Genomic DNA, 12,706 nt, shown 5'->3' with positions numbered 1-12,706 from the left:
TGAGCTGTTCCATCACCCTGTCCAGTCCACCCTCCGTGCGAGCGCTCAGGCCTATAGCTATGACTTCGGAATTGTCCAATCAAGCGCTCAGCATCCTCCTGGTGGAAGACGCTCCAGAGGATGCAGAACTGCTTCTCGCGCATCTGGAAGGGGCTGGACTACGGGTTTCCTGCCATCGCGTGGATACCCCGGAAGCCATGTCCAAGGCCCTTTCGAACGCCCTCTGGGATCTGGTCATCTCTGATTACTCCCTGCCTCGCTTCAATGGGATGGACGCCTTGGAGCTTCTCAAGGGGACTGGCATCGACATTCCCTTCATCCTGGTGTCCGGAACCATCGGGGAAGATGTTGCGGTGGCCGCCCTCAAGGCCGGAGCCCACGATTTCATCGCCAAGGGCAACCTCACCCGGTTGCTGCCGGCCATCGATCGTGAACTGCGGGAGGCCGAAAGCCGCAGGAAGCGCCGTGAGACCGAGGCTTCCCTTCGGGAGATGCATGAGAAGCTGGCGGCGGTGGGGGAGGCCGCCTCCGATGCCATCCTTATGACGGACAATCACTTCTGGATCACGTACTGGAATCCGATGGCAGAGCGCATGTTCGGGCACCCGTCCCCTAACGCCCTGGGGCGGGATCTATTCAGGCTTGTGTTCGCCGAGGAGTGCCGGGGCGAGTTCGAACGCCTATTCCAGGGCGCCATGTTCCTGGGGCAGGAGCACACCTACGGCAGGACCCTCGAACTCACTGGACGGGCCAAGACCGGAAGGGCGATCCTCCTTGAAATCTCTCTGTCTACGGTGATGCTGGGAGGGCGCTGGCATGCGGTCGCTGTCATGCGGGACATCACCCAGCGCAAGGTCATGGAGAAGGAACGGCTAGAGCAACTCCATTTCCTGCAGACCGTCATCGAGACCATCCCGCATCCCATCTATTACAAGGACGCCAATCTGCGCTTCCTGGGATGCAACCAGGCACTCCTGGACTACATCGGCCTTCCCAAGGCCGAGCTGATCGGCAGGACGCTCGGGGAGTGCGCCCCCTCCCTGGTGAACTCCGAACGTGAGGTGACTGATCTGGCGGTTCTGAGAGAGGGCAAGAGCCTGACCTACGAAGAGGAATCGATCTGTGCCGATGGGGGCCCCGGAGCCTCCATCGAGTCGAAAGCCCCCTTCTTCGATATCGAAGGCCGGGTGGCGGGCCTCGTCGGCACAATGCTGGATATCACGGATCGCAAGCGCAGCGAGATGGAGAAGGCCCGCCTGGAGATCCAGCTCCGGCAGGCCCAGAAGCTGGAAGCCATCGGCCAGCTCGCGGCCGGCATTGCCCATGAGATCAACACACCCACGCAGTTCATTGGAGACAACACGATCTTCCTGCGGGATGCCTTCAGGGACATTCTGCCACTCATCCAGGAGCAGGGCCGCTTGCTGAAGGAAGGTTCGGAGGCGACCCCTGATCTGATCCCTACCTTGAGAGAGCTTTCCCGGGGGCTGGATCTGGACTATTGCGTCACGGAGATCCCCAGGGCCATTGACCAGATGCTGGATGGGATTTCCAGGGTTGCACGCATCGTCGGGGCGATGAAGGACTTCAGCCATCCCGGCTCGGAATCCAAGATGCCCGTGGATTTGAACCACTCCATTGAAAGCACGCTGATCATCAGTCGCAATGAGTGGAAATACTTCGCCGACCTGGAGACGGAATACGACCCGGACCTTCCGCTTGTGCCCTGCTTCCCTAGTGAATTCAACCAAGTGATCCTCAACCTGGTGATCAATGCCGCCCATGCCATCCAGGAAGCCAAGGATCATGGGAATTCGGAACTCAAGGGGCGGATCAGGGTCTCAACGTGCCACATCGGCAACGAGGCGGTGATCCGCGTCGAAGACAATGGGACAGGCATTCCCGAGGCCATCCGGCAGCGCATCTTCGAGCCCTTTTTCACCACCAAGCCCATTGGGAAGGGGACGGGGCAGGGCTTGGCCATTGCCCGCGGCGTGATCGTGGACAAGCACCATGGCCGTCTCGACCTGGAATCCGAGCTGGGGAGGGGGACGACCTTCACCATCAGCCTCCCCATGTGAAATCTGCCTGCGTGGATGTCTCCGACCCTTCAATTGCGCTGGAAGGTCTCAGTCATCTCTCCCAGCCGATCCAGCAAGGCGCTGGTCAATTGGTTCTTCTGGTAGCGCCAGCGCCACCAGCCTGCAGATCGGCCCGGGAAATTCATGCGCGCCTCCGATCCCAGATTCAAAATGTCCTGGAGGGGGGCCACGGCCAGATTCGCGACGGAAGCCCAGGCCAAGCGCATCAGCATCCAGCTGGCGCTCTTCTCATCGCAGGCTTGGCCGAGGTAGCGTTGAAGGAGGGCGCGCTCCATCGCGGTGGTCGAGGCGTACCAACCTCGGGTCGTGTCGTTATCGTGCGTGCCGGTGTAGACCACGGTATTCCGCACGTAATGGTGCGGCAGGAAGCGCCCTTCCTGAGCATCCGAGAAGGCGAACTGGAGCACTCGCATGCCGGGAAACTGATACCTCTCCATCAGTTCATACACCTCTGGCGTGATGCTGCCCAGGTCTTCCGCGAGGATGGGCAGAGGGCCCAGTCGCTGGCCCATGGCCTCGAACAGCTTGGCGCCCGGACCCTTGATCCACTGGCCGTCTTTCGCTGTCTGGCTCCCGGCCGGGACTGACCAGTTGGCTTCGAAGCCCCGGAAATGATCGACTCGCACCAGATCGACCATTTTCATGGCTGCACGCATCCGGTCCACCCACCAGGCATAACCGGTCTGCTGCAGTCGGTTCCAGTTGTAGAGCGGATTTCCCCACAACTGGCCGGTGACGCTGAAGTAGTCCGGCGGTACACCGGCCACCGCCCTGGGGTGGTGATGTCTGTCGAGCTGGAAGTAGTCCGGATGGCTCCAGGCATCTGCCGAATCGAGGGCGATGAAGATCGGGACATCCCCGATGAGCTTCACACCCTGCGAATGCGCGTAGGCCCTGAGCGCATGCCACTGGCGGAAGAAGAGGAACTGGCGAAACCGATGCTGCTCGATCTCATCGGCGAGCTGCTCCCGTGCACGAACGAGCGAGGCTTGATGACCCTCCCGGAATTCCGGATCCCATGTCAGCCAACAGCTACCCTCATGCGCATCCTTCAGTGCCATGAAGAGCGCAAAATCATCCAGCCAAGTAGCCTCTGCCTGGGCGGCGTCAATTAGGAATGTGCGTCGTGTTGCCTCACGAACGAGTGTTACCCAAGTGCCTCATGATAGTTGCTACCTGGATGGATTCCATCCGGTAGGGGCAGCGGAGGGAGGCCGTAGGCCGACCGAAGCTGCCCCTACCGGGCGCGGCAAGCAGTAGGTGTCGTCCACCATGTCTAGTTGGTCACGGCGTGACATAGGCATTTCCGGCAAATACTAGCCGCCTTGCCTCTGCATCGCGCCATGCTTTCACCCTTCGTTGAAGTGTTCGGAGTTGCCCAGCCGTGTAGTTCGTGGGGGATTCGATCTGGAGGCGTTGGAGTAATTCTTTGGCGGTGCGGTCCGGTTCCGTTTCCAGCCACTCCGAGATAGTTAACCAGTCTTTCTCGAATGGGTCTTCCCTCGTCCTCCAAGTCCGTGCGGGCTTTTCCGGGGGACGATGGGTGGGCCTGACCTCACCTGACTGCCATGCGGTGGAGAGGCCATTCAGAAACTGGTCCAGGTCCGCAATCTGGTGGGGAGGAACCTGGAGGGCCTCACCCGCCACAAGCTGGGCGAGGTGTTCCTGCATGGTGCGGATCTCCTCCAGTAAGCGGAGCGGGTCGAGTGCGACTTCAGTGGCCTTCAGGCGTTCTTTCATCTGGTCTGGGATAGATTCCGATGACATCAAGCGGGCACAAGGTGTCGCGGGCGCGTGGTAACGCTTCGTGACACGCGCTCCGATCCGCGTCTTTGAAGCCAGCTTGAAGGAAGGCTGAAAGAAGTTCACGAACAGCCGGGATGCAGCATAGAGCCGCATGAGCGCCTTCGCGGCCTTGAGCCCTTCGATCCGACCATAACCGACGATTTTCCTGACGATGGCGCCGTTCTTTTGCTCCACCCAGGCTTGGTCGTTCTTATGGTAAGGACGCGACCGCGTGAACTCGATGGTGTTCTCATTGCAGTAGGTAAAGAGACACTCATTCAGGAATTCGGTGCCATTGTCCACATCCATGCCCAGAAGTTCGAAGGGCAGCACCTCTCGTAACCTCGCCACTGCTTCCACGACCAAGGTCGCGCTACGGACCACGAGCGGAACACACTCCGTCCAGCCTGAGGCGACATCGGTAAGCACGAGGGTGTGAACGAAACTCCCGGCCATGCTCACCCCGCTGTGAGCAACGAGGTCAGCCTCCATAAATCCGGGCTTGGGTTCCTTCCAGTCAGCAAAGGTTCGCACCGGGACGTTCCGCCGGATCGCGGGTGTAGAAGGACGCCTGCGCAGCTTGCCTCCGATCGCAGCGCGGGTCGGGGCCAAAATCCGGTCGATGGTTGCAGGACTCGCGGCAAGCACCCGGCAACGGACCTCTGGATCGAGGTAGAGGTGGCCATGGCGTTCTAAGGCATTGATGAGAAGTGGCACCAGAGCCTTGAGCCGCTTGCCACAAACACGGTCCGAAGCTTCCCACAGAACGATGAGTGCCTCTCGAACGGCCTTTCCGTACACCCGCTCACGTGGTGGATAGACCCCCTCGCGCACAGGATGCGCATCCGTCAGTAAGCGAATTGCGTGCTTACGGTGATACCCCGTGAGGGCGAGAAACTCATCCAGGATCCGGCGCTTTTCAGACCGCGTGCCCAGCTGGTACCGCTCTCGGATCGCCTGGATCAATTCCCCACGAACCGCCTTGCTCACTTGCCCCTTCATCGGAACCTCCTGCCGCTATGTGCGGTAGCAGATTACGTGAGGCAACAGGCAGGGTCCGGTAGTCTTTTAGGCGAGGCAATGCGATGCACAGGGGTAATTGTCGTCGCGCAATACCTGAAAGAACAAATCTCTCTTCTCCGGGAACGCTGGCAGTACCCCCTGCTTTCCCCCGACAATGGGAAGCCCGTTGAAATCGATGGGGCCGCCACCTTCCAAGAGCTGCTCACTCTCCGGATGGCGGAGATCAGGCGGAAGCTGATGGAATGCCCGGTTTCCGATCCTGGAGGGGGCGGCAGTGATGGCCTTCGAAAGCGCGCCCGTGAAATCTGGAACAGCCAAGCTGAAGCGGTGATCTCAAAGATGCTAGATGACCTTGGGAAGTTCGGATTGCCGGAAGTCTGTCCCATGGAGGCCTCCCGCTATCAGATCCGCGATTCCCGCGACTTGAGGGGAGCTTCGCTCCGGTTTGCCACATTCAGGGGAGCATTCCTTGAGAACATGCATTTTGAAGGGGCTGATATATCCCAGGCCTGCTTTGCTTTCTCGCGGTGTTTTGAGACCAACTTCGAGGATGCGACCTGCGAGGGGGGCGACTTTTCAGGGGCTGAGTGCCATTTCGCTGTCTTCAGCAGAGCGGTCTGTGATCACTTGATTCTCGATAACGCTGACTGCACGATGGTTCGCTTTGATCAGGCCGTCCTTCGCAACGCGTCCTTCCATGAAACCACATGCTTTGCCGCGATCTTTGACCGGGCTCTTCTCGCAAGGGCTGATATCGCGGACATGAAGATCAACCACCTCACCTGCTTCGGGCGACCTGGAGAACTGGAGGAAGCCCGGAACAGCAAACCTTCTTCCTCGAAGCGCAAGGGCGAAGGCGACGATTGGTACATCGTGGATCTCTTCCCTGCATGGCTGCGGGCGGCGCAGGTCAATTCCCAGATTCGCCTTCTGTTGAGAAGCAATGGTTTTTTCCTGGAAGCGGACAACTACCAGTATTTGGAAATGGTTTGCAAGAGGCATCTGCTTCACCAAAGCTTGGCAAAACAGTTTTTTGAGTGGTTTTTCAAGGACTTGATGTTCGGTTACGGTCTGAAATGGCGAAGGCCATTATTGACTGTCCTTGTGGTTATCGCTCTCTGGGGTACTGGCTTTGCTCTGTATTTCAAGCTCAACTCCCTATATGGTCTTGCTGCGAGTATTGGATATGGAATTTATTACTCCATTATAGCATTTACGACGCTTGGGTTCGGAAATGTGCCGGACCTCGAAGGGGTATGGCCAAAGGTGCTGCTCTGTTCCGAAGCGCTGATCGGAACCGTTCTCATGCCTCTTTTCCTTCTGGCCTATGCGAGGAAGATCCTTCAGGATTGAGCGAGGGGAGAATGGTTGCGATGGCATGGGCGGGCAGGCCCGTGCGCCGTGGGGGGCACTCGCGACTTTCATTCCGTCGGGCTGAATGCTGCATTCGGCCTGTGTATTTGTCCGTCTGGCGGGTATTGGGGCTGATTCGCCACAAAGCGTTTTCTCTGCCCGGAGGCCTGCCGATAATCAACCCGGAACAATTCGCCAAGGAGGGCGCCATGGCAGTGGGAAGCGTTGGCAGTGCCACCAGTAGCAGCACCAGTGCATTGGTTTCCGATCCAAGGGATCTGAACCGTGACGGCAAGGTTACGGAGATGGAGATTCAGCAGTACGACCGCACCCATCCCAAGGCTGATACCAAGGCCGACACCAAGGAAACGGTCCAGGCCAAGTCGGACAATCTTCTCGATGTGACCGTATAGCACTGAGATCCGTTGGCACCTCGGTTCTGAAAGGGTGGAGCTGGACATCTCCTGACGTCCATTCCAGGGTATACCTGGACTATGCGCATCCTTCACACGTCTGACTGGCATCTGGGGCGGGTCCTGCACGAGCACAGCCTCCTGCGGGACCAGGAGTCCTTCCTGGGAAGCCTGCTGGAACACCTTCGGGAATGCCCCTATGAGGCCCTGGTGGTGGCGGGCGATGTCTTCGACCGGAGCATCCCCTCCGAGGAGGCGGTGGGGCTCTGGAACGGCTTTCTGGAGGGTTTCAGGGCGGCCTGCCCCGAAACGGCGCTGCTGGTCATCGCTGGCAACCATGACAGCGCGGCCCGAGTGGCCCTGGCCTCCCGTCTCCTGGAGGCCGGTGGTATCCATATCCGGGGAGGCGGGGAGCGTGTGGACGAGCCCGTGCGGCTCCCTGGGGCCGATGTCTGGCTGGTGCCCTTCCTCTGGTCCGGCAGCCTGGCGGTCGGTGGCGAGAACGGGCGGGTGATGATTCAGACCCAGCGGGAGGCCCTGGCAGAGGCCGTGGCCCGGATCCGGCTGCGCATGGATCCCCAGCGGATCAATATCCTGGTGGCCCACTGCTTCGCTGTGGGGGGCGAGGTCTCCGACTCGGAGCGGACCCTGGTGGGCACGGCGGTCCAGGTGGAGACCCAGCTCTTCGAGGGTTTCGACTACGTGGCCCTGGGTCATCTCCATCGGCCCCAGGGGCTGGGACCCCGGATCCGCTACAGCGGCACACCCCTCGCGTACAGCTTCTCCGAGGCGGGCCAGGCCAAGTCCATGGCCGCCATCACCCTGACCAAGGGTGTTGACCCCGAACTGGAGCTGGTTCCCGTGAGGCCTTTCCGGACCATGCTGAACCTGAAGGGCAGCCTGGAGGAGCTGATGGAGGACGAGCGCTTTGCAGGGCTTGGCGAGGCCTACGTGCGGGTGACCCTCACCGGGCCCGCTGGCATCACCCAGCCCGTGGCCCGCCTGCGCAGCCGCTTCCCCCTCCTGTTGGACTTCCAGGAATACGTCGCTCCGCAGTCCCAGGCCCTGGCGCCCCTTCCTGCCCTCCGGAAACCCGATATCGGGGAGGAGTTCCAGGCCTTCGAACGCCGCCTCCGGGACGGCGATCCCCCCGGTCCTCTGGTGGCCGCCTTCAGCGAGCTGAGGGCCGAACTGGAGCGCACCCGATGAAGCCCCTGACCCTGAGCCTCCAGAACTTCGGCCCCTACGCCGGTCCCGAACTCACCATCGACTTCGCCCATCTGGACCGCCTCTTCCTCATCGCGGGCGATACCGGGGCTGGCAAGACCTCCCTCTTCGATGCCATCAGCTACGGCCTCTACGGCAAGCCCCTGGGCACCCGCAGCGAGACCACGCTGCGGTCCCAGTTTGCCGACGAGACCGGAAGCTGCGTGGTCAGCTTCACCTTCGAAACCCTGACGGAGCAGTTCCAGGTGACCCGGTCGCCCTATTGGGTGGAGAAGAAGGAGCGGGGCGGCGGCTTCAAGAAACCCAGCACCCGCCTGGCGGCCTTCCGGCGGCCCCGGACAGGGGGCGAATGGGAAAAGTTGGCGGAGGGCAAGGCGGGAGACATCAACGATGCCCTCCAGGCCGCCGTGGGCTTCAGCCACGCCGAGTTCTCCAAGCTCGTGGTCCTGCCCCAGGGGCAGTTCCAGCAGTTCCTGGAGATGGAAAGCGCCAAGCGTGAGGAGCTTCTCAAACAGCTCTTTCCGGTGGAGGACCATGAGGCCCTGGCGGCCCTGGCCCAGGTGCGGGCCAAGGGGCTGGAGGAGGAGGAAAAGGCTCTGGTGGAGCGCCAGAACGAGGTTCGCCGGGACTTTGATCCCGACGAGTCCGCAGAGCGCCTGGCTGGACTGGAGGCAGGCCTGGCCGACGCCTCGGAACGGTCCAGAGGGGCGGACATCGCCCACCAGTCGGCCTTCCAGGCCCTGACGGAAGGTCGCCTGCGCCAGGGGCAGTTCCAGAACCTGGAGGTGCAACGCGCTCGGGAAGCCTCCCTGGAGGCCCAGGGAGCGGCCCGGGAACTCGACCGGGTGCGCCTGGCCGATCACCAGCGGGGCCTCCAGGTCCGTTCGGTCCTGGACCAGACCGAAGGGGCCGAGGGGGACCGGGAGAGGCTGGAGAAGGCCCTGCGGGAACTCCAGGGAGAGGTGGAGGAGGCGGATGCCCGTCTTGCGAGGGCCCGGGAGGCTTGTGCGGGGCTTGGGGACGCGCGGGAGGCCCTGGAGGCACGCCGGGAGGAGGGGCGAGCCCTGGAGCGTCGAAAACAGGGGCTGATGGAACTCGCAGCCGCGAATCGCGGCCTGGCTGGCCTGGAACAGGCCCTCCAGGCCGCAGGGGAGGATCACAAGAGGGTGCAGGCGGAGCACCAGCTTCTTCTGGAGGAGCAGAAGGGGCTTGAACAGGCGGCCGAGGTCATCCGGGAACTGCAGGTCCGGAGGGACAGCTTGCGGACCGAGGCCGAGCCCCTTTCGCTCCTGGAGAAGGATGCCCGGCGGCTGGGGGAAATGCGGGCCGAGGAGCTTCCCCGGCTGCGCCGGAAGCTGGAGGAAGCCCAGGGCGAGGCCCGGAGGGCGGTCCTGGAACTGCAGGAGGCCGAGGGCCAGTTGCGGGCTTCGGAAGTGGCCCGGGACCAGGCCAGGGCCGCGGACCTGGCGAGCTCTCTGGCTCCGGGGGAGCCTTGCCCCGTCTGTGGCAGCCTTGAACATCCTGCCCCAGCCCTGTTTCATGGCGATGGGCTGGCTGAACTCCTTGACGCCCGGCGCGAACTGGTGGAGGCCCGCCGCAAGCGGGTCGTGGACACCGAACGCCTTGGCGGGGTGGCCGCCCACAGCCTGGGCCAGGGGGAAGCGGACGCCTCGACCCTGGCGCGGAGCCTGGAGGAGGCTGGATTCGTGTCTCCTGAGGCCCTGCTGGAGCGTCTTCAGGTCCTGCGGGAGGACTACAAGGCCCTTGTCCGGCAGCTCAAGCCCCTGGAGGAGGCCCAGAGGGGCAGGGGCGAGCTTCAGACCCGTCTCCAGGAGGTCGCCCAGAGGGTGGAGAACCTGCAGGCCAAGCGGCAGGAGACCCAGCAGGCATTGGCCCTCCGATCCGGAGAGCGCCAGCGCATCTTCCTGGAGGCCGGTTCCCCCGAGGATCCGCTCCAGGCCCTGGGCGATCTGGAGGCCCGGGCCCAGGCTCTGGCCTGCGGGATCCGTGAAGAAGCGGCTCGGCTGGACGCCCTGGAGAGCGAGCTTCGGGAAGGGGAAAAGGCCCTGGCGCTGAGACAGGCGGAGCAGGCGCAGAAGTCCAGGGATCTGGGGACCCTGGTGGAGCGCATCCAGGGCCTGGAGCAGGCTCTGAGGACGGCCCTGGCGGCATCGGCCTTCCCCGACAGGGCTGCGGTCCGCCTGGCGCTCCTGGAGGAACGGGAGCGTGCGACCCTTGCCAAGGTGCTTGGGGACTACGATCAGGCCCTGAGTGCGACCCGAGGGGCCATCGCTTCCCTGGAGAAGGAAGTGGAGGGCCTCACACCGCCGGATCTGGAGGAGCTGGAGCGGGTCGAAACGGCGGCTCGTGGCGAACGGGACGCAGCTCAGGCCTCCCGGCAGGGGGCCCAGGCTTCCCTGGAGGCTCACCGGAAAGCGGCCGGTCGCTGGGCCGAGCTGCAGGAAGCATGGAAGGAGCTCAAGGCCCGCGGGGCCATCTTCCTGGAGCTGTCCCAGGATCTGAACGGGGCCGGGAAGGAGGGGCGCCCCAAGCTCAGCTTCTCCAGCTTCGTCCTGGGCCGATGGCTGGCCCAGGTCCTGGAGCAGGGGAGCCGCCGACTCTCTGTCCTCTCCGGGGGGCGCTACCGCTTCGTCCACAACGATGGCGTTTCAGACGCCCGGAAGAGGGCGGGCCTGGAGATCGATGTCCACGATTCCCACGCAGGGGGCCAGCGGAGCGTGGGGACCCTCAGCGGTGGCGAGAAGTTCCTGGCCTCCCTCTCCCTGGCCCTGGGGCTATCCGATGTCATCCAGGCCAGTGCCGGGGGCCGCCGCCTGGACGCCCTCTTCATCGACGAAGGCTTCGGCAGCCTGGACGGGGATTCCCTGGACCGCGCCATCGCCGTCCTGGAGGAGATCGGCGAGGGGCGTCAGGTGGGCGTCATCTCCCACGTCGAATCCCTCAAGAAGACCATCCCCAGCCAGATCCGGGTGGAGAAGGGACCGGCGGGATCGAAGGTCGAGGTGGCGTGAAGGAGACTGTTAAAAAAAACCTCCTGATTTCTCAGGAGGTTTTGGTGGAGCGGAGGAGGATCGAACTCCCGACCTTCGCATTGCGAACGCGACGCTCTCCCAGCTGAGCTACCGCCCCGTGAACTTCCAGTCTATCGCGGGCGCCCGGACAGTCAACGTGCAAGTGGCTTCGGGGATGCCGCGGTGGGCACGGTGTTGACCACGGCGGAGGCTTCAGCGCTGAGGGTCTTGGCCTTCTGGACCTGGATGCCCCGGAATCGGGTGGTCATGGCCTGGACGCTGGCGTCCAGGCGGGCGAAGGGGCCTTCCTGTGCGGTGGCGGCCGGGGCCAGTTCGAAGGGCTCCGTGCTGGCGAAGACCTTGACGATCTCGCTGCCGAAGGGTTCGGAGATCCGCAATTCGAAGAGGTCGCCCTCGGCGGGGATGCGTGTGATGGCATCCTTCTTCACCCGGTAGTCCGGGTGGTACTGGTTGGGGAAGACCTGGACCTTGCTGCCGTCCACCTGCTGGTAGACCACCCGCACGTAACAATCCCGGTTGCTGCGAAGGAATAGGTGGAGCAGCTCCCCCTGGCGGTAGATGCCGCCGTCGCCGCGGTCCACTTGCAGGTTGATCTTCAGATCAGAGGGGCGGACCTGGGTATCCAGGATGGCCAGGCTCTGGGCGGCTTCCTGGTGGTTCTCCGGCAGGAGCCGCAGGCCGGCCTTCTGGATCCATGCCTTGGGAAGGCGGATCTGGCTGCTGGCCAGCTCCTCGCCTCCCATGGCGGTGGCCTTCAGGAGCAGGGAGACCTCGTCGCCCATCTCGATGTAGGTGCCGTGGAGAAGGGCCTGGGACTGGAGGGGGGAACCCTCCCTGGCAGCCAGGGCGCGATCCAGGACCTGGATGCCGTCGAACTTGAGGAGGCGCTCTCCAAGGCGCTGCTCCAGGTAGGCCCCGAAGGTGCTGGAGAAGCGTGTCTGGCCGTAGACGATGCGATCGATCATCACCCGCAGGCGGCCTGGGAGGTCCGCCCCAAGGGTGTATAGGGCGGCGTCCAAGGCCCCGTCAAGACCGGGGCGGGCCTTCAGGACTTCCAGGGCCATGCTGTCCAGCTCGCCCTGGGATGGGAGGTCCAGGGGCATGGCGCTCTTGCCGAGGACGCGCAGCAGGCCCGCGTCCTCGTGGGTCCGCTTGAGGAGGCCGCGCACCTTCAGGAGTCCATCCAGGTCGCGGTGCGCCTTGATTCGCTGGAACTCGCTTCGGGCCTCCCGGGCCTGGGTCTGGAGGCGCTCTTCCAGCAGGGAGGCGGCCCGGGTCCTCTCGATCACCGCCAGCACGTGGATGGCGCCGCTGCGGGGATCGGTCCAGGTCTCGAAGCGGTCCAGGCCTTCCAGATCGAGGTCCGAGCGGGTCTGGACCAGGTTCTGGACGTAGCGGGTCCCCTCGGTGCGCGTATGGGCGGTGGCACTGGTGAACTCGGACTGGACCCTGACCCGCAGGGTGGAGGCCAGTTCCTGGCGGGCCATGGCCTTGGCTTCCTTCATCCGCTGGGCCTCGGAGCCTCTGGCTTCGGACAGCCCATAGCCTGTGAGGTAGGTATGGCTCGGGAAGGGCGCCGAGGGCGACTGGATCCAGGCCGGGGCTTGGGCCGACAGGGCAGGGGCGATCAGTGCCGGAACAAGAACCAAGCATTTCCAGGACATGGGGCCTCCGGAGGATGTCCCATTGTAGGCATCCATCCCTCACTTCGTCTTGCCCTGCTCCCCTATGGCGACGATGCTTTCCCCAG

The 12,706-nt window shown here is 63.3% G+C and carries 8 protein-coding genes and 1 tRNA gene; 5 read left to right on the top strand and 4 right to left on the bottom strand.

The window, feature by feature from the left end:
* Positions 1-71: 71 nt before the first annotated feature.
* On the top strand, positions 72-2,081 hold the full coding sequence (locus HOLFODRAFT_RS22670; RefSeq protein ID WP_052572472.1) for a PAS domain S-box protein: 2,010 nt from the start codon (positions 72-74) through the stop codon (positions 2,079-2,081).
* Positions 2,082-2,110: 29 nt separating this feature from the next.
* Here the strand turns inward: HOLFODRAFT_RS22670 and malQ are convergent, their stop codons facing one another.
* Both malQ and HOLFODRAFT_RS0205110 read right to left on the bottom strand, forming a co-directional pair.
* Complete coding sequence (gene malQ / locus HOLFODRAFT_RS19525) at positions 2,111-3,214, bottom strand: 4-alpha-glucanotransferase (RefSeq protein WP_280113201.1); 1,104 nt, start codon at positions 3,212-3,214, stop codon at positions 2,111-2,113.
* Between the two features lie 172 nt (positions 3,215-3,386).
* The gene (locus tag HOLFODRAFT_RS0205110; protein WP_005034010.1) at positions 3,387-4,889 is read right to left on the bottom strand and encodes an ISNCY family transposase; all 1,503 of its coding nucleotides are present in this window, start codon (positions 4,887-4,889) and stop codon (positions 3,387-3,389) included.
* A 78-nt stretch (positions 4,890-4,967) separates the two neighbouring features.
* Between HOLFODRAFT_RS0205110 and HOLFODRAFT_RS0205105 the strand changes: the two genes are divergently transcribed.
* From HOLFODRAFT_RS0205105 to HOLFODRAFT_RS0205090, 4 genes are all read left to right on the top strand, one after another.
* Positions 4,968-6,263 carry a pentapeptide repeat-containing protein gene (locus tag HOLFODRAFT_RS0205105; RefSeq protein ID WP_005034012.1) on the top strand — a complete coding sequence of 432 codons (1,296 nt, stop codon included), beginning with the start codon at positions 4,968-4,970 and terminating at the stop codon, positions 6,261-6,263.
* A gap of 209 nt (positions 6,264-6,472) precedes the next feature.
* Complete coding sequence (locus HOLFODRAFT_RS0205100; RefSeq protein WP_005034014.1) at positions 6,473-6,676, top strand: hypothetical protein; 204 nt, start codon at positions 6,473-6,475, stop codon at positions 6,674-6,676.
* Positions 6,677-6,757: 81 nt separating this feature from the next.
* On the top strand, positions 6,758-7,885 hold the full coding sequence (locus HOLFODRAFT_RS19520; protein WP_005034016.1) for an exonuclease SbcCD subunit D: 1,128 nt from the start codon (positions 6,758-6,760) through the stop codon (positions 7,883-7,885).
* The gene (locus HOLFODRAFT_RS0205090) at positions 7,882-10,935 is read left to right on the top strand and encodes an AAA family ATPase (protein WP_005034018.1); all 3,054 of its coding nucleotides are present in this window, start codon (positions 7,882-7,884) and stop codon (positions 10,933-10,935) included. The genes HOLFODRAFT_RS19520 and HOLFODRAFT_RS0205090 overlap by 4 nt, the downstream gene beginning before the upstream one ends.
* Before the next feature lie 42 nt (positions 10,936-10,977).
* On the opposite strand, the gene HOLFODRAFT_RS0205085 is transcribed toward HOLFODRAFT_RS0205090, so the two are convergent.
* Both HOLFODRAFT_RS0205085 and HOLFODRAFT_RS25485 read right to left on the bottom strand, forming a co-directional pair.
* Positions 10,978-11,053, bottom strand: a tRNA-Ala gene (locus HOLFODRAFT_RS0205085).
* Positions 11,054-11,087: 34 nt separating this feature from the next.
* Positions 11,088-12,620 (bottom strand): DUF4384 domain-containing protein, encoded by a 1,533-nt coding sequence (locus HOLFODRAFT_RS25485; RefSeq protein WP_005034020.1) that lies wholly within the window; start codon positions 12,618-12,620, stop codon positions 11,088-11,090.
* Between the last annotated feature and the right edge of the window lie 86 nt (positions 12,621-12,706).

Origin of the sequence: Holophaga foetida DSM 6591 (genome assembly GCF_000242615.2) — a bacterium.
Lineage (GTDB): Bacteria > Acidobacteriota > Holophagae > Holophagales > Holophagaceae > Holophaga > Holophaga foetida.
This window is presented reverse-complemented; position numbering and strand designations above follow the sequence as displayed.